The 16,148-nt window shown below is 43.8% G+C and carries 17 protein-coding genes; 9 read left to right on the top strand and 8 right to left on the bottom strand.

Going from position 1 to position 16,148, the window contains the following annotated elements:
• Positions 1 to 145: 145 nt before the first annotated feature.
• Positions 146 to 1,432 (bottom strand): hypothetical protein, encoded by a 1,287-nt coding sequence (locus AC4II3_RS16215; RefSeq protein WP_488010565.1) that lies wholly within the window; start codon positions 1,430 to 1,432, stop codon positions 146 to 148.
• A 332-nt stretch (positions 1,433 to 1,764) separates the two neighbouring features.
• Between AC4II3_RS16215 and AC4II3_RS16210 the strand changes: the two genes are divergently transcribed.
• A complete protein-coding gene (locus AC4II3_RS16210) occupies positions 1,765 to 3,138 on the top strand; it encodes a UDP-N-acetylmuramoyl-tripeptide--D-alanyl-D-alanine ligase (RefSeq protein WP_488010567.1) in 1,374 nt (457 codons plus the stop codon).
• A gap of 25 nt (positions 3,139 to 3,163) precedes the next feature.
• Here AC4II3_RS16210 and dapF read toward each other — a convergent pair whose 3' ends face one another.
• Positions 3,164 to 4,012 carry a diaminopimelate epimerase gene (dapF, locus tag AC4II3_RS16205; RefSeq protein ID WP_488010569.1) on the bottom strand — a complete coding sequence of 283 codons (849 nt, stop codon included), beginning with the start codon at positions 4,010 to 4,012 and terminating at the stop codon, positions 3,164 to 3,166.
• Positions 4,013 to 4,213: 201 nt separating this feature from the next.
• Between dapF and AC4II3_RS16200 the strand changes: the two genes are divergently transcribed.
• Entirely contained in the window at positions 4,214 to 4,435 is a 222-nt protein-coding gene (locus tag AC4II3_RS16200) for an Hfq-related RNA-binding protein (protein WP_488010595.1), read from the top strand.
• 181 nt (positions 4,436 to 4,616) lie between these two features.
• On the opposite strand, the gene AC4II3_RS16195 is transcribed toward AC4II3_RS16200, so the two are convergent.
• Positions 4,617 to 5,600: a hypothetical protein gene (locus AC4II3_RS16195; RefSeq protein WP_488010571.1), complete on the bottom strand. Its 984-nt coding sequence runs from the start codon at positions 5,598 to 5,600 to the stop codon at positions 4,617 to 4,619.
• Between the two features lie 289 nt (positions 5,601 to 5,889).
• On the opposite strand from AC4II3_RS16195, the gene AC4II3_RS16190 reads away from it, so the two are divergent.
• Together AC4II3_RS16190 and AC4II3_RS16185 are read left to right on the top strand one after the other, a co-directional pair.
• Complete coding sequence (locus tag AC4II3_RS16190) at positions 5,890 to 6,834, top strand: M23 family metallopeptidase (RefSeq protein ID WP_488010573.1); 945 nt, start codon at positions 5,890 to 5,892, stop codon at positions 6,832 to 6,834.
• A 480-nt stretch (positions 6,835 to 7,314) separates the two neighbouring features.
• The gene (locus tag AC4II3_RS16185; protein WP_488010575.1) at positions 7,315 to 7,884 is read left to right on the top strand and encodes a late competence development ComFB family protein; all 570 of its coding nucleotides are present in this window, start codon (positions 7,315 to 7,317) and stop codon (positions 7,882 to 7,884) included.
• Between the two features lie 63 nt (positions 7,885 to 7,947).
• Here AC4II3_RS16185 and AC4II3_RS16180 read toward each other — a convergent pair whose 3' ends face one another.
• Positions 7,948 to 8,676 (bottom strand): L,D-transpeptidase, encoded by a 729-nt coding sequence (locus AC4II3_RS16180; protein ID WP_488010577.1) that lies wholly within the window; start codon positions 8,674 to 8,676, stop codon positions 7,948 to 7,950.
• Positions 8,677 to 8,856: 180 nt separating this feature from the next.
• Here AC4II3_RS16180 and AC4II3_RS16175 point away from each other — a divergent pair, with 180 nt between their 5' ends.
• Positions 8,857 to 9,510 carry a sigma-70 family RNA polymerase sigma factor gene (locus AC4II3_RS16175; RefSeq protein WP_488010597.1) on the top strand — a complete coding sequence of 218 codons (654 nt, stop codon included), beginning with the start codon at positions 8,857 to 8,859 and terminating at the stop codon, positions 9,508 to 9,510.
• A gap of 205 nt (positions 9,511 to 9,715) precedes the next feature.
• Positions 9,716 to 10,246 (top strand): anti-sigma factor family protein, encoded by a 531-nt coding sequence (locus AC4II3_RS16170; RefSeq protein WP_488010579.1) that lies wholly within the window; start codon positions 9,716 to 9,718, stop codon positions 10,244 to 10,246.
• Positions 10,247 to 10,313: 67 nt separating this feature from the next.
• Here AC4II3_RS16170 and AC4II3_RS16165 read toward each other — a convergent pair whose 3' ends face one another.
• Positions 10,314 to 11,744 (bottom strand): protein adenylyltransferase SelO, encoded by a 1,431-nt coding sequence (locus AC4II3_RS16165; protein WP_488010581.1) that lies wholly within the window; start codon positions 11,742 to 11,744, stop codon positions 10,314 to 10,316.
• A gap of 133 nt (positions 11,745 to 11,877) precedes the next feature.
• Between AC4II3_RS16165 and AC4II3_RS16160 the strand changes: the two genes are divergently transcribed.
• A complete protein-coding gene (locus AC4II3_RS16160; RefSeq protein ID WP_070391149.1) occupies positions 11,878 to 12,129 on the top strand; it encodes a CRR7 family NDH-1 assembly protein in 252 nt (83 codons plus the stop codon).
• Between the two features lie 147 nt (positions 12,130 to 12,276).
• On the opposite strand, the gene AC4II3_RS16155 is transcribed toward AC4II3_RS16160, so the two are convergent.
• Positions 12,277 to 12,840 (bottom strand): DUF2854 domain-containing protein, encoded by a 564-nt coding sequence (locus AC4II3_RS16155; protein WP_488010583.1) that lies wholly within the window; start codon positions 12,838 to 12,840, stop codon positions 12,277 to 12,279.
• A gap of 261 nt (positions 12,841 to 13,101) precedes the next feature.
• Between AC4II3_RS16155 and AC4II3_RS16150 the strand changes: the two genes are divergently transcribed.
• Entirely contained in the window at positions 13,102 to 13,326 is a 225-nt protein-coding gene (locus AC4II3_RS16150) for a hypothetical protein (protein ID WP_488029371.1), read from the top strand.
• 136 nt (positions 13,327 to 13,462) lie between these two features.
• On the opposite strand, the gene AC4II3_RS16145 is transcribed toward AC4II3_RS16150, so the two are convergent.
• Together AC4II3_RS16145 and AC4II3_RS16140 are read right to left on the bottom strand one after the other, a co-directional pair.
• Positions 13,463 to 13,885 (bottom strand): response regulator, encoded by a 423-nt coding sequence (locus AC4II3_RS16145; RefSeq protein WP_488010586.1) that lies wholly within the window; start codon positions 13,883 to 13,885, stop codon positions 13,463 to 13,465.
• Between the two features lie 275 nt (positions 13,886 to 14,160).
• The gene (locus AC4II3_RS16140; RefSeq protein WP_488010588.1) at positions 14,161 to 15,516 is read right to left on the bottom strand and encodes a DUF3370 domain-containing protein; all 1,356 of its coding nucleotides are present in this window, start codon (positions 15,514 to 15,516) and stop codon (positions 14,161 to 14,163) included.
• A gap of 211 nt (positions 15,517 to 15,727) precedes the next feature.
• Between AC4II3_RS16140 and AC4II3_RS16135 the strand changes: the two genes are divergently transcribed.
• The gene (locus AC4II3_RS16135) at positions 15,728 to 16,075 is read left to right on the top strand and encodes a hypothetical protein (RefSeq protein ID WP_488010590.1); all 348 of its coding nucleotides are present in this window, start codon (positions 15,728 to 15,730) and stop codon (positions 16,073 to 16,075) included.
• The last annotated feature ends 73 nt before the right edge of the window (positions 16,076 to 16,148 follow it).

Here is a 16,148-nt window from a genome sequence, read left to right as displayed (position 1 = left end):
GAGTAGGGAGTAGGGAGTAGGGAGTAGGGAGTAGGGAGTAGGGAGTAGGGAGTAAGGAAGTCGGAAGTGGTAAAAAATCCTGTGTACCTGATGGGTCTGATCAACGCTATAGTTATAGCGCTAGGCTACAATTCACAGAATCCGATCACAAAATCTGATTAAGGCAGGAGATGTCAGCTGAGCCAAAGTGGACACTCAAGGCAATATTCAAGTTTTCCAGAGACGGGACTAACCAAGGTACGCTGTTTCTGGTTTCGGACTCGTAGTGGTTAAACAAAATCGAAAATCGCTTTTCTAAATAGGGCTTGACTTTACGGCAGAGCAATACTATCTTTAGCAATAGTCCAGTGGTAATGGTGGTTCCTACATTGGTAATCAAATCAACAAACGTATAGTGATTGGGGCGCTTAGGACTTTCCACCACCAAAAAGTTTAACAATTGACTACAGGTGCGCACCACCATAAATTCATTGGGCGTTTGGTAATCCCATTCAGGCAGGGTGTTTTGCAAATGAGTATACAATCGCTGGTTAAACTGTTGCCTCCCATAGGCTGGGTCAATCGAGGCAACTAAATATTCATATAAATCGTCTTTGAAGTCTTTGAAATAGGCTGTGTGCCGACTGTGGGTATGGAAGCTACGAGCAACATCTTGGTAAGTGTAAGACCCTTGCACTTTGCCAAAAAACTGCTTGAGAGCACTCGCCAACTCTCGTTCGGTCAGCAATGTCGGATTTGACACTGGTTGAATAATTCGTTTTGGAGTTGTCATAGCCCGATTTCGCCTGACATTGGCGCATCGCACCTGATAGGTTACGTACCTAGATAAATCACACTCAAAGCGCCGTTGAACCCTAGCTTGAACTTGCCGGACAGTTTGCTGATATTCCTGAGAGCTGTCTTCACTGAGTAAGCAATGTTCATATAAGTAAGGATACCGCTGAATCAAGTTTGCCACTCGCTTAGAACCATTAGAGTATTGAGGTGTATCACTCATTACTATGGACAGACGTTGCAAGGTTAGATATTGCTCTGTTCTTTTGAACAGCTGCATTAGTTCCCGCAGGCGTCTAGGAGCCCGAGAGTGAACCCTCAAAGGATGCGGCACATGATCAAACAAAGCTACCAATTCTTGGACTGCTCTTCTCGAATGTGGTTTCAGATGCCAGTGATTGATCAAAATATGGCAGCAGCGATTGATCACAAATCGGAACTCTGTCGGAGCCCGCTTATCCATTACTATCTTTTGCAAGGCCAACCAGATGTCAAAATCTTCGTATCCTACTCCATCCAGGAAGAGCCTTTGGAAGCGTTCAACTGATTGCTTTGGTGATTCTACCCTTACCCACTGGAGTAAGTGATTGTAGACTTGCTGCTCTTGCAAGCTAATATGTCGAATTTCCGATTCTTTAGAGTCTCTCCAGGTGGTCACTTTAGGTAGCTCTCCTAGGTGCTAAAGCTAGGGCTCATCAATGGTGGTTGGCTTGAAAAGATGAAAATTCAACTTTAAATGGCTTAGCTAACACAAAGAGAGTTTGGCCTATCACAATTAATCTACGGCGGTAGATATATTCTAATGATCACCTAAACTTGAGGTGAGCTATTATAGTATTAGTATATCTTCATCTACTCTTTACCTAATTGTGCAAATGAGTGGAAATTGTGAAAATTAAGTAAAAACAATGTGAAACTTATTGAATTACCTGGAAAATAGAGCGTTTAGATAAAACAGCACAATTAGGACACTGGGAGAAAAATAAGGTTATGGTGTGTCGGCTTCTTGTAGGAAAATTAGTTGACATTCTCGCCGCCAAGACAGTCAGCATTCCAGAAAAAATCCTGGAACAGTCATTCACTGGCATTACCACAGATACCCGTCACCTTGAGCCGGGTCAACTATTTTTAGCACTGCGGGGTGAAAAGTTTGATGGTCATGATTATGCCGCTCTGGCTGTAGAGAAGGGGGCATTAGCGGTCATTGCTGAGGCGACTAAGGTTACCCAACTCGAAGGATTGCCGCTGATTCAGGTAGAAAATACTCTCAAAGCCTACCAGCAAATTGCTCGGTGGTGGCGTGACCAGTTTCAGATTCCCGTCATTGCTGTCACTGGTTCTGTAGGCAAAACGACCACTAAGGAACTAATCGCAGCAGTTTTGTCTACTAAAGGAACTGTACTCAAAACCCAGGCCAATTACAACAATGAAATTGGTGTACCCAAAACCTTGCTGGAGTTGGCACCAGACCATGACTATGCTGTAATCGAGATGGCAATGCGTGGTTCAGGACAGATTGCTGAGTTGACCGACATCGCCAACCCTACGATGGGCGTGATTACTAATGTGGGTACAGCTCATATTGGTCTGTTGGGTTCTACGGAAGCGATCGCAAAAGCCAAATGTGAGTTATTAGCCCATATGTCCAACAACGGTGTAGCGGTTCTCAATCACGACAATCAACGCCTAATTGATACCGCAGCTCAGGTTTGGCAAGGGCAAACCATAACCTATGGTTTAGAGGGTGGTGATGTCCAAGGAGAGTTGATTGCACCGGAAATCCTGAAAGTAGAGGCCATGGAGTTTCCTATCCCCCTCCCAGGTCGCCACAATGCCCTGAACTATCTCGGAGCTCTAGCCATTGGGAAATTATTGGGAGTGGATTGGGAAACCCTCAGGAATGGTTTAAAGGTTGAGCTACCAGCAGGTCGAGCCCAGCGTTATGAGTTACCTAACGATGTAGTGATTCTCGATGAAACTTACAATGCTGGAGTTGAATCGATGGTAGCTGCTCTAGAAATGCTGGCTCAGACTCCTGGCAAACGCCATATAGCAGTACTTGGGGCGATGAAGGAATTGGGAACAAAATCCGGTGAACTTCATCAGCAAGTGGGTCAAAAGGTTGAGCAACTAAATCTAGATGGCTTGCGGATTTTGGTGGATGAAAGTGAGCCAGAAGCAGAAGCGATCGCAACCGGTCTTACTTCCGTGCCAGTTGAGTGTTTTTGTGACTCTAATCCTCTAGTAGAACATCTACTGGGGTTTGTCCAACCTGGGGATCGTCTATTGTTTAAAGCCTCCCATTCCGTTGGTCTCGATCAGGTAGTCAAGCAGTTTAAAGCAGGGTTTTCCAAGCAAGATTGATCTCAAGCCAGGAAATCTGGGCTTATCAGGAGATTTGCGATAGTTTACCCGTGAAAACTTGCTCAGCTGGCCCAGTCATGTAAACTCGCTGGTCGGTTTCGGACCATTCAATGTCGAGACAACCACCAGGAAGCTCCACGGTACAAATGCGATCGCTTTTGTTAGTTAACACACCAGCGACCACAGCAGCACAAGCCCCCGTGCCACAGGCGAGAGTTGCCCCAGCACCCCGCTCCCAAACCCGCATCTTGATATAATCCGGACGCACCACTTGGATAAATTCTGTATTGGTTCGTTGGGGGAAAACTGAGTGATGCTCAAACAGTGGACCAATGGTTTCCAGAGGTATGGCATCCGCATCCTCCACAAAGGTAATACAGTGAGGATTCCCCATACTGACACAGGTAACCTCCCATAATTTGTCGGCTATTTCGATCGGGGTATTGATTACCTTTTGGTCAGCCTCTGCCAAAACAGTGGGAATTTGAGCTGCAGTAAGCTGGGGCATCCCCATATCCACCCTGACTTTACCATCGCCCTTGAGTTCAGGAATGATCACCCCAGCCAGGGTATGGATCCGATAGTGGGTTTTGTGATTATCCCCCTCTAAATCAGCCAGAAACTTTGCTAAACAGCGAATCCCATTACCACACATCTCTGGTTCAGAACCATCAGAGTTGAAAATCCGCATCGTATAGTCAGTACCTTCTTGTCCTGGCAGGGCAAAAATCACACCATCTGCACCGATTCCAAAATTGCGATCGCATAGCTGCAGCGCTTGCTCTGAGGTTATTCTGGGTTCCGGGTCATCCCGATTATCAATCAGAATAAAGTCATTCCCCAGTCCATGGTACTTTGTAAACTCCATAGTCAACTCCCTATTAATCGGCTCTGGTGCTATGGTAATTCTTTTGTAGCCTTTTGTTTACGTTTCGCGAATTTTCGCCGATTTAGCTACCGACTGATTAAAAGACTTGTTCTAATTATGCTGCCCAAAACGCCAAAAATCCTCCTGGCCAAGTATGATTGGTTATGATTGGTAGGGTTCCCACACATCCCACGATTTTTTGTGATTATGGCCCAATTCGATACCGGCTTGCCCAGTATTAGTCAAATTCAAGGCTATATCAAAGACCAACAACTCCTAGAGCTAAAACTTCTCACTGGAGATTCCTTTAGCGGGCAATTGTGCTGGCAAGATCAAAACTGCCTGTGTCTGATCACTCGAGATCAGCAGACCATCATGATCCCTTATCATGCGATCGCTTATCTAAAGCCAGAGGCAGCTCAAGGCTAAAGCTTCAAGGCTCGTAGACTGAAATGGATTTATTGGTGGATCAAGGTTAACTAAAAACTTGATCCACAACTTCAACCTTTTATAAATTATAATTTATAAATTATAATTTACCATTCTGCCTTCTTCATTCTTCATTCTTCATTCTAAATTCTGCATTCATACTTCATCCTTTATTTTTGATTTACAACTTATAGCTTAGTCCAGTCAGTAACAAAATAGTTGCGATAATACAGCCCAAGCATCCCAGGGCAAGATTAGTCATATTTGATTGACTTGCTGATGCTAGGGCTGTATTGAGATCCGGTGAAGTTAGACGTTCATAGTTTTTTATTGCCACATTCGCTTCTGGTAAAGAAGATATCAGACTACCAATAAAATAATGTAAACCTACAAACACTGCTGAGCCCAACCACTGACTTAATACTGAACTATATAGTTCAGTATAGGCCAAGAATAAGGCATTTAAAACATAACATAATACCGTCAGGGATATAGTCCCTAAAAAAAACTTAAACCAGTTTGACTCAAAATCTTCCTCAGTGATATCTTCAAATAATCCTGGGCGCTTCTTTTTCAAGTTATTTTCAAAATACAAAAATATCCCAATCCCAATTATACAGATAAACACTCCGATTAATAACCAGTGCCATGTTCTTAATGGGATGTCTTCTGATAAATAATTAAACTGAAAGCCTCCCGTTAGGCACCAATAGGCTATACTGGCAAATCCAAACATAGTTAAAGACATGCTTGAATGCCAAATAACCAACTTCTTTTCACGATTGATTAGAGTAAATAAATTTAATATTTTATTAAAATCCCTCTTGAAAAACCACTTAACTAAAACAAATAATGGAGCAACAATAAACATAAGATAAATGTTGGCAAAATTGGAGCCTAGTGGGGTAGCTATCCCTCCTAGCCTACCTAATCCCAGTGAGACAAGCATTAAAAGTAACTCAGGATTGTTGGTACTTGAGTTAATCACCAAGGTGCGTTGCTCGCGCCCTAAATAGTCACCAGCAAGACCCGCTGCACAGCTCACCATCAAATCAGTGGTGTAGGGAATTAACCAAAAGCAAAATGTTACGGCTGTAATTAAAGAAATCACCAGGAAGGGGATTTCACCAATGAAGTCATGGAGCTTGATGATCCAACTGTCCATTAATTTAAACCTCGACTTAGTTTGGCAATCGTGAGTTACCCTTAAAAAAAACTATTTCATAGTTTGGTATTGATTGATATAGAGCATCCATCGACCGAATTAGCCTAACCGTTAGTGTGATAGACTATCGACCTTACTTAGATGTCCTTTTATGATGGCACCTGACTCAATCTTCTTTGGTCCCGTTCATCTGCAAACTAGATGGAATTGGAAACACACTGGGCTAAATGATAGTCTATGCCCCAGTAGCTAAAGAATAAAAATCTATAGTCGCACTTTGCATAAGTCAGTGAAATCACTATCCTCTCATGGCTCACTATCAGGGCTAGAGCACTATTCTCCTTCTAGTCCCACCCCACTTCTGAGTGCAAAGCACCTTGCCAAACGCCTGATTACAACGACAGCAATAGCCCTGGCATCGGGTTTTGTAGCCCTGTGCCAACCAGTGCAAGCTTTACAGGTACAAGTTCAACCAGACAATCCCCAGTTAGGCGATACTTTGTCAGTGGTAATTCAAACTGAAACAGTCGGTTCACCACCAACCGTTTCTATGGGTCAAAAGACCTATCCTACCTTTGCAGCAGGGACAAATCGTTATCGAGCTTTAGTACCCACTACCCCATTAGATAAACCAGGAAAATTGGTTTTGCGGGTGGCTGGTGATGGTAAAGTCAACAACATAGCTGTACCACTTCAAAATCGGTCTTTCCCTGTCCAACGCATCCGGCTGTCTGGCAAAGCCTCTGCCCCAGCAACCCAATTTGAATTAAATCGGGTTGCCCAGTTTAAAAAATTATTGACCCCAGAAAAATTCTGGAATGGTAAGTTCTATAGACCCAACAATGCTCGTGTCTCCAGCGTTTTTGGTATTCGTCGCTACTACAACGGTGTCTTTGCTAAAAACTACTACCATCGTGGTGTTGACTATGCCGGTGGCTTCGGTTCACCAGTAGTAGCACCAGCAGCAGGACGGATAGCACTAGTGGGACGAGAGTCTCAAGGTTTCCGGGTTCATGGTAACACTGTAGGGATTAACCATGGTCAAGGGGTACTCAGTATCATGCTGCACTTGAGCCAAATTAAAGTTAAAGAGGGGGATTTTGTTCAAGCTGGCCAGGTCATTGGTACCATTGGTTCTACAGGTGCTTCCACTGGTCCTCATCTACATTGGGGTCTCTATGTTCACGGTCAGTCCGTTGATCCGGTACCCTGGAGATGGGAAGGTGTGAATTGACCTTACCCCAGCCCATCACTTAAGTGGATCACCTATACAATAACTAAGCCAGCACATTTATTATCATAGATAAATCTTAGGTGCGCTTACAGTCGTCGAATTAAATTCGCCACGAGTAGCACCATTACATCAAGGGTAAAGCTTAAAGGTTAAAGGGAACCGGCAAGAGGGATAAATTTTCTTTCCTCTTGCCGGTTCCCTATGGGTTAGCTGTTAACTTGTGCTTGCTTTCGGATTTAGTGGTTATTGACCACTACTCCATAAATTCCTCGTGTTTATAGTTAGTCATGGTATGAAGCCCTATGGCTAACTTACTTTTTTTGATTTTACTAGAAAATCCCACTACCCACTGACTCCGCTTCACGAAATCCCCCAGATTCACCCATCGGTATCAGCTTAATCAGATCAAGACGAAGCTAAATTCCTAGATTATACTATTAATTATTTTGACAATTAAATCAATAGCTATTAAATCTACTCATGAGAATTGAGCAAATTGTAGAAAAAGCGTTGAAAGATGGCTACTTAACTCCCCTGATGGAGAGTGAGGTCGGTCGCCTTTGTGACACAGCTTCGGAACTCTCCATAGAAGAATATATGGCATTAGACAAGCTGATGGGGGCGCTGCTATCTGGTGAGGTGGTTACAGTTGCTCGCAAGCAGTTTATCAATGTCATGGAAGAGTTGGTATTAAGCGAAGCATATGATCAAGTTAGCAAGATAGAAGACAAGAGCGATCGCTTTCTGGAGGTAGGAGATATTGCTGCCTATGCCCTCAATAGACTGCCCCCTCTCTATGCCACTACCGAAAAAGGTGCTCAATACCAGCGTAAAAGAGCAAAGCAAGACCTAATGGATTTAATTAACCATCAAGTCAAGGATGCCATAGCCAAATACCTAGAGCGACCTGATTTTGGCGCTGATCGCCAAGCAATCCGCAAAAAAACCAGCAAAGATCTGATGGGACAGATTAGTAGTATGTTAGAGGGCTGTGCACCAGGCTTTGAGCCCAAGCCTCAGCGCTCAAATGGATTACATGGATTACGTTGAGTCAATTTTAACAGGTTATGGTTAAAAAAAAATTTTTAAAGTACAATTTTTTAGTTGAGATGTTTAATTTCTCACAATTACTGGTGTTCCTAGACTGACCTGCTCATACAACTGTTTAATATCCTGGTTGAGCATCCGTAAGCAGCCGTGGGAAACCGCTTTGCCGATTAGCTCTTCTTCATCAGTGCCATGAAGCCCGATTTGATGGTGTCCGTCAGACCAAAAACCAATCCACCTTTCTCCTAAAGGATTATCAGCTCCAGGAGGTATGAGTTCACCAGTAATCGGTTCTTTCCAAATAGGGTTGGGTTGTTTGCGAATAATTTTGAAACTGCCAGTTGGTGTATCCCAACCGGGTTTACCAATAGCAATTGGGTGGCTCTGGAGCAATTGTTCTCCCCAGTACAAGTAGACCGTAGTATCACTCAAATCCACAACTACCTGGTAAGTAATAGCAGCAATTGCGTCAGTTAGATAAGAGGTGGCTGGTAAAACCTTGGGAATTTTTGATTTCAGTCTCTTTGGTGTTACCTGAGGTTCTACCAGATCTTCTGAGGCTGTCTTTTCGGATGACAACGGTGCTAGTTCTGGGTATACTGAAGAAGTTTTTGTCAGCGTCTTATCTGTACCGAGTCGTGCTATGGTCAACCGAGAGGTTGCTGGCAAGACCTCGCTAATCTCAGGTGTAAGTTGCTTCAGCTTAAGCTGTGGTAGTGTAGCTGAGATTAAAAATCCTGCTGACCCAAAGCAAACTATCATTAAGGTGGTGTTAATTGAGTGAGGGATGGCCATAATTAATTTAATTAATAGTTAATGAATACTTAATTAATAGTTAATAGTTAATTGGCTGTTTGCTGGCTCAGTCCACTACGAGGGTGAAAATATAAGATAGACTAGTGCTCGATGAGCGGGAACCAATTGCAGAAGTTGGGAGTCAATGAGAGGAAGAAAGTTTTAGAAGCTATTCCAATCATGAGTCAACCAATTTCTCTATCCTGGTCAACAGAGGTAACACTTCCTCAACTGCCGGTGCAACCTGAGAAACTCTCTAACTATGATTTGGTTTTACGCTGTCAGGAAGGGATCAGTCCTGACCGCACAGCCTTTGCTGAGCTACTACGTCGGTATCAGTCCCACGTGGATAAGATTTTGTATCACTTAGCACCAGACTGGCAAGATCGATCCGATTTAGCCCAAGAGGTCTGGATTAGGGTTTACCGTAATATTAAACGACTTAACGAACCAGTCAAGTTCAAAGGTTGGTTAAGCCGTATTGCCACCAATCTGTTCTATGATGAGCTACGCAAACGCAAGCGGGTAGCCCACCCCCTGTCTCTGGATGCACCACGTCACATGGATGATGGCGATATGGATTGGGAAATTGCTTCAGCAGAGCCTGGTCCAGAAGAAGATATGACGACCAGAGAGTTTTATGAGCAACTGCACGAGGCAATCTCAGAGTTGCCAGAAGTGTTCCGTACTACCATTATCCTTAGGGAAATCGAAGGTATGGCTTATGAAGAAATTGCCGAAATTACTGGCGCTTCTCTCGGAACCGTTAAGTCTAGAATTGCTAGAGCAAGAGCAAGATTGCAATCTCACCTGCAAGCTTATCTAGATTCCTAACTATCAGTATAGTTACTTAATAATATCTCAAATTTTTACAAGGCTTCCTTAATCAGATCTTTATCTAAAGCCCCTGATTTTACCAGACTTACTTGATCAGATCTTTATCTATTAGCAGAATTTCCTGTATTGGTTATTCCCTTAAAATAAAAAATATGGGAGATCTAGTGTGGGGAGTTTACTATGACTCGTTGGTGATGAGAAAATGACCTCTAAATTTAACCCTGATAACAGTTATGGGCAGGAATCTGCCAAAGATATGGATTCCCTCAAACGCAATCGCTTTCAATTAATCAGTGCTTACGTTGATGGGGAAGTAACATCAGCAGAGCGCTCTGAAGTGCAGCAGCTATTGGCAACTGACCCAGATGCCAAACGATTATACAATCGACTGCTGATGCTACGTCAGGCATTCCGAACCATGCCCGTCCCACCCACAGAGCAACCAGCTCAAGAACTGGTACAGCAAGTTTTCTCAAAGATTGACCGCCGCCGGAATCGCCGAAAATTCGTTTGGGGTGGTGCTGCCCTTGCTGCCATGTTTGTCAGTGCGGTTTCGATGATTGTACCTAATGGCTCGTCACCAGAGCTAAAGATAGCGGAGCAAACAGAACCCCTGAGGATTGCTGTGAATCGACCTCTGCTAGAGATACCATTAGCTCCAGTGTCATCTCCTAGACCGTCAGGATTAACACCAGAAGTTAATGGAAATGTCAACAATCTTAATTTGAATTAAATTAAATTGAGATAAATGGTTCTTGCCTCAGCTTAGAACTAATCACTATTTCAGTGCGAGCGCTTTTTCATTGTTTAGCTTGTAGTTTCCTTAACAACTCATAAAATGGCTCCCAATTATCTTCCTGAGTAATTGGCTCCCAAACTGCTTCAATGACAGGTCTGAGTAAAGCAGTTTGCGGATTCTTATCTCCCAGAAGTGCTGACATATCCTTGAGCTGATCAACTGATAAATTTTGTAAAAGGTGATGGTATAAATTGCGCCAATCTGCTAGGGAGGAATACTGAGCATCTGAATCCCAAAAGGATTCTCGGCTCATGATCTGACTAACATCATCTCGCCAACTCTTATCAAACTGTTGGGCTAATTCAGCAAAGAAAGCGTGATAACCCACCTGAGTATCTTGCAGGAACTGAATCGTTAACCTCAATAACTCTGACTCTTCCGACTCTGGCAACTGTTCAAATCCCAGTTTATTCAGCATCAAGTGCCGATAATTGCGGTAATAATGTTTCCCAAACTCGGCTAAACCTGCTTCCATCTCCGATGTTGGGATTACCATCCCTAACGGTTGCTGAAGCATTTCTAAATTTAAGTGACAAATTCCAGGTTGATTGCCGTAACTATAGCGCCTGTAATAGTCAAAGTAAGCAGCGGTAAACTTAGGGTCATAGGTAGGGATAAAGGCATAAGGTCCATAATCAAAACTTTCCCCAGTAATCGACATATTGTCGGTATTTAAGACAGCGTGACAAAAACCCGCTGCCATCCACTGGGCTGCCAATCGAGCCACTCGTTCCACCAACTCAGCGTAAAACTGAGCATACTGCTCCTGTTTGTTATCCTCTTTTAAGGGGATTATGCTTGGGTAGTATTGCTCAATCACATGGTCTAATAGCTTCTTGATTAAATCCGGACGCTTAAAGTAATGCAGTCGCTCAAAGGTACCAAACCGGATATGGGAACGGCTAAAACGTACTATAACTGATGAGCGAGTTGGAGAAGGTTCATCACCTCGCCAGAGTTGCTCACCAGTTTCAATCAGGCTCAGACAACGGGAGGTCAAAACGCCAAGATGGTGCAAGGCTTCAGCTGCAAGTACTTCCCGCACCCCTCCTTTGAGGGTCAGTCTACCATCAGCAGTTCGGGAGTAGGGTGTGGTGCCAGAGCCTTTGGTACCGAAGTCATAAAGTTCCCCATCGATACCTCTTACTTGACCATAGAGAAAACCTCTGCCATCCCCTAGTCTAGGGTTATATTCACCAAATTGATAGCCATGGTAGCGCAGGGCTAAAAATGGTCGAACTCCCTGAAATTTACCGAAAGCTTGGATAAAGTCTTGGTCGTTAGTGTCTTGGGGATTTAATCCAATACGGGGTAGCAATTGGTCGTTACGAAACCTCAGGATATGCCTGGGAAATTCTGCTGCTGCTACTTCGTCAAAATAGTCATATCCCAGGGATTCTAAGGCTGGCTCGTAGTTGAGAGAAAGGAACATATCGATCAGGGCTTCTTAGCTCTTAGGGAATAGGTTGACAAAGGAATAGTTTTTTTAGTCACCGCGAAGACCCAAAGAATCACGAACAACCTAAGATTATAAACGAAGGAAGAAAGCAGATTTGATCTAAGATATGCCTAATTCTATAATGTTCCAGGAAGATGGGTATGTAGTTCTCGAAACTAATCAACCAGAGGTGATTCTGACTGCAATGGAGTTAAAGTCAAAGTTAATGGCAATCTTGGCAAATCGTCAGGATGATTTGCCAAGGGATTTGCAGCATTTAACCTCTTTGGAGGAGCAAGGACAGTATTTGATGGAGACCAGCTGTGAATTAGATGTAGGACCTGGAGAGTATTTACAGTGGTATGTAGTGCGCCTCTAAAAACTATACCGACAACAGAACAGCAACGCTGAGCGCCGATGTCTAGGCAACAACTCGGCGCTCAGCGTGACGGGACGGTATATGACAGACTGTTTAAACTGAGAATCCCCGTCTAGGTAACAGCGGGGAGCTTCAAAGGTAAGCTCTTTACACGCTGGTGCTTTCTTCGGGTATTGCCACTAGTGCTAGATCAACCTGGTCTTCTTCAAGTTGGGTTAAATCTACTTTAATACCAGGTCCAAAGAATTTTTCTAGTTTTTCCTGCTTTTTGAGCCAAGTCTCAAAAGGAATTAGTGGGGAGTCAAATTCGAGAATTAAGGCATAAGCACCATCCACCGAAGTTTCTCGTAACCCCATCAACACAGGTCTTTCTTCATCAGTAGGAGATAAACCAAGGCTTTCCAAGGAACTATCTAGATGGGCTTCTTGACCATAGCGATATCGCATTACGTCTTTGCGAATCTGGTTTTGGATTGGGGTGGCGCTTTGCTCTCGCAGCGTCAGGACTTCAGGAATTGTTGCTTGGCTTAATTCTACAGGCTTTAACTCCGCAGCTTTGAGGGCAAGACCTCCTAGTAGAATCGGAATTCCGTAAAAGAATCCCACTAGATTCAGGGTGGCATTATCGGTAGCGTAGGCAACAAAGCCGATTAGGGCAAGTAATCCACCAATGGATAGACCTAGAGTTCCTAGGGAAGTTCGGGGTAACATTATTTAGCTATGTAACAGAAATAACTCCAGTTTTATTATCCTAGAGTGGTGGTCAAGTCATAAAAGTTGACAAAATTATCAATATATGGTGGGGTGAATTTTATCCACTCCTATCTGCCCTATCCCCCATCTCCCCATCATTACATGAACCCAATACTGTGATTACTTACTTAAGCGATATTCCCGACTGCAGGTAAGTAGTAAGAATGAAGTAATCAATGCACCAAGTCTTTCTGTTAAATACCTTATTCCCCCTTTTTTATGATAAAATCTGATCGTTATCATAAAATTCTTGTAGATAAGAGACAGCCAAAAATGGAGTTGGAAAAAATTAAGGAGCGAATTACCTTAATCACGAGTAAACGGGAATCCTTATTAAGGCTTCTGGAGCAACCCGATTTGGGAACCCTCAGAATTGATGTTAATCAGGCTCTCGAAGAGCTCGATGACTTAATCGATGAATTTAAGCGTACTTTCCCCGAATAAAAAGGCTAACTGATGCCTCAAATAATTGGCGTTGCTGATTAATGGAATAACTGAAGGTAATAGATAATTAGTAAATCAGCTGACTATAACTGCATAATTCCTTAGTTTAGCAGCGCCTTATTCTAGTTTTCCTTTCTCAGCTAATTTTAGCTAGTGGTTGTAGACGGTTAACTTTATCCCTCCCCATTTCCCTAACTAAATTAATTAGATCTGAGGTGGCAACATCTTTCCTACAGAAGATATCAACGGGAGCAGTTTGGCTCATCACTTCAATTTGGGGGTCTTCTACTGAAGAGTAGGCAATGATTTTAGTCTCTGGCTCTAGGCTTTTGATCCGGGTGGCTGCACTGAGACCATCCATCATAGGCATTTGTAGATCAAGTACTATAACATCCGGGCGATGGCACTCTACCATATCAATGGCTTCTTTCCCGTTACTAGCAAGAGCAACTATCTCAATATTCTCCTGAGCGGAAAATGCTAACTGAAGGCTATATCGAGTTAGTTCATGGTCGTCAACTACAAGAACTCGCAAGGCAGGATGCTCACAGGAAAACATAGGAAGACACTGATCATTGTTTGACTTTTTCAGTCTAGTAAGTTAGATTGTAACATTTTATCTACCTATCGAAATAATCAACTGATCATTTCATGAAATTATTACATTGACTACAATATCAATTTACATTGATACGTAGAACCTGATCTGACTGATCTGACATACTATCGACCCTCCCACCACCCTATGATATCAAGTTAGGTTTAATACCCATAATCACAATGTGGGAGCCAGGCACCAGGAAATCCAGAGATGGGGAGATGGGCAGATTTTTATTAATGATGTGTCCGAACAGTTAAAACTTGGGGGGGTGTCGAGTCTGGTGGATAGAGAAAATCGACTTGCACCAGCCGTTGCTCAAGGGGTGGCATCTGCAACCTCACTAGGGTATCCCCCTGCTCACCACGCCGTTGTACCAAATGCACATAGCGCGTCCGAGGTAAACCTTCATCATCCTTATAGCTCAATTGCACTGTCCCTCGGAAAAATATTTGCTTAGCTGGTGCCTTTAAAAACCTTAATCCTCCCTGGATTTGATCTTGTTTAATTGGTGTCTCAATAGCCAGGGTGACCGTTTGAGTATCCCGGGTGGGATTAATCAGTGGCAAGGTCAGGCTGTATTGCACCCCATAGTTACCATGGGCAAAATAGGCGGTATCTGGATAACGGACTAACATCGGCCCACTCTGAATTTGACCAGTACCTAACCTGCCGTGATGGAGGGTACTCAGTCCGTAGGAAAAAGCTTTTCCCGGTTGCGGAATAGTTAGAGATTGAGCAGTAGGATTATCCACTAACTGAGCTTGCCATCTAGAGCCTCGGGCTACTCCTGCCACTCGACCGTAGATAATTGAACCAGTAGTAGCCATCGGAGCAGTCGGGGCGCGATCGCGTGGTCCGGCTAACTCCCCTTGCTCTAATAAATGCTGCCATTGAGCTATAGTAGGAGAGCGTTCATTGCCATTACTATTCTTAGGTGCATACTGAGCAAGACTAGCGGCGTATACCTTTCCATCACTGTATAACCGCATCAACGTTGAGCGACCATTAATCGGTGGTGTCAAGGTTCGCACTGGAATTGGGAGATTCAGCAACATGTGGCTTTGCTGAGGCTGAATCACCAATTGGGCAGGAAATCCGTCTTGCCTACCTCCACGGAGGATATCACTCATCACTCGGCTACCAGGCCCAGCATAAACTCTACCGGAAGAATTATCTACTTGGGAGGGTAATTCGATAAATGGTGCATCAGGCTGACTCAGGTAACTAGCTGCCTCAATAATATCTACTGTTACTGCTTCTTTGCCCGGATTGTGGAGGATAATCCCTAGATAGAGGGTGCGCAAATCATCTAGGGTGGGTGCTTTGGCAACATGGTGGGCAAAGATATCAAAGCGCCCCTGAAATGGAAAGTTTAAGTGAGCCCCTGGGTTCGCTTTGTCAGAAGGGGGAAATGTGGACAGTAAAATTCCTTCAGTCTGTACTAGTTCGGGACTGTTGCTGTTGAATACCGGTACATTATCTAATTGTCCTGGTAGAGGGCGTATTTCTTGGAGTTGCACGATTTCTACTTGAGGTGTTGGTGCTGGGGTGGCTTGAGCCAGGGTGAAATTTAGTAAAAATGGCAGCATGGATAATGGGGTTTTAGTGAAACCAAAATTGGTTAAACCACAAAGACGTGAACAGGCCAAGATTTTGATAAAGGTGCCATCTGCGTTCGTTCAGAAACTCTGTTAGTTACAGGTGTTTAGTTACAGGTGTTGGCTAGCTGGGAATTCTGAGTTTTAGTGATGCCAGCTGGGATTTTCCAGTATGGCATGGGAAAACATTGAATCGATAACTATGACTTTTCTTTACCACCAAGTTTCCCTTGCCCAACTTTCTACCAAAGCACGTTCTGATCGCACACGCTGGCAGTCAGGAACTGAATTACCTATGGTTACCTATGGGGAAGTGTCTCTTGGTTTTATTGTCCCTCTCGAAATTCTAACTGCTTTGCCCACTGAAGCGGTGGCTGGAATGCCCCTAAAAGAACTGCAGCGTTGGCTGTTTAGAAATCGGCAAGGATGGCTGGAAGGGATTATGGATGCTTTGACTCTCACTTACAAGAAACAGGAGGTACTGGGGTTGCTCCACCCTCGCTACTCAGATCAGTTATCAAAGCTACTCAGAAGTAGACAATCGGCTTAAAGAGCGTGAGTATTTCAAGAAAATCCCACATGAGCAGCAAAACGCCAACAGAACAAGGCACCGCTAAGCGTTC

The organism is Moorena sp. (assembly GCF_982860115.1).
The sequence above is the reverse complement of the archived record's forward strand: the minus strand, read 5'-3'. Positions and strand labels throughout refer to the sequence as shown.

Excerpts from the sequence above, each read along its gene's own strand:
- AC4II3_RS16165 (WP_488010581.1), bottom strand. The coding sequence starts at position 11,744 with ATGTTCCTTTCTCTCAACTACGAGCCAGCCTTAGAATCCCTGGGATAT.
- AC4II3_RS16150 (WP_488029371.1), top strand. The coding sequence starts at position 13,102 with ATGATAAAATCTGATCGTTATCATAAAATTCTTGTAGATAAGAGACAG.
- AC4II3_RS16200 (WP_488010595.1), top strand. The coding sequence starts at position 4,214 with ATGGCCCAATTCGATACCGGCTTGCCCAGTATTAGTCAAATTCAAGGC.
- AC4II3_RS16155 (WP_488010583.1), bottom strand. The coding sequence starts at position 12,840 with ATGTTACCCCGAACTTCCCTAGGAACTCTAGGTCTATCCATTGGTGGA.
- AC4II3_RS16135 (WP_488010590.1), top strand. The coding sequence starts at position 15,728 with ATGACTTTTCTTTACCACCAAGTTTCCCTTGCCCAACTTTCTACCAAA.
- AC4II3_RS16195 (WP_488010571.1), bottom strand. The coding sequence starts at position 5,600 with ATGGACAGTTGGATCATCAAGCTCCATGACTTCATTGGTGAAATCCCC.
- AC4II3_RS16140 (WP_488010588.1), bottom strand. The coding sequence starts at position 15,516 with ATGCTGCCATTTTTACTAAATTTCACCCTGGCTCAAGCCACCCCAGCA.
- AC4II3_RS16180 (WP_488010577.1), bottom strand. The coding sequence starts at position 8,676 with ATGGCCATCCCTCACTCAATTAACACCACCTTAATGATAGTTTGCTTT.
- AC4II3_RS16145 (WP_488010586.1), bottom strand. The coding sequence starts at position 13,885 with ATGTTTTCCTGTGAGCATCCTGCCTTGCGAGTTCTTGTAGTTGACGAC.
- AC4II3_RS16175 (WP_488010597.1), top strand. The coding sequence starts at position 8,857 with ATGAGTCAACCAATTTCTCTATCCTGGTCAACAGAGGTAACACTTCCT.
- AC4II3_RS16160 (WP_070391149.1), top strand. The coding sequence starts at position 11,878 with ATGCCTAATTCTATAATGTTCCAGGAAGATGGGTATGTAGTTCTCGAA.
- AC4II3_RS16170 (WP_488010579.1), top strand. The coding sequence starts at position 9,716 with ATGACCTCTAAATTTAACCCTGATAACAGTTATGGGCAGGAATCTGCC.
- AC4II3_RS16210 (WP_488010567.1), top strand. The coding sequence starts at position 1,765 with ATGGTGTGTCGGCTTCTTGTAGGAAAATTAGTTGACATTCTCGCCGCC.
- AC4II3_RS16185 (WP_488010575.1), top strand. The coding sequence starts at position 7,315 with ATGAGAATTGAGCAAATTGTAGAAAAAGCGTTGAAAGATGGCTACTTA.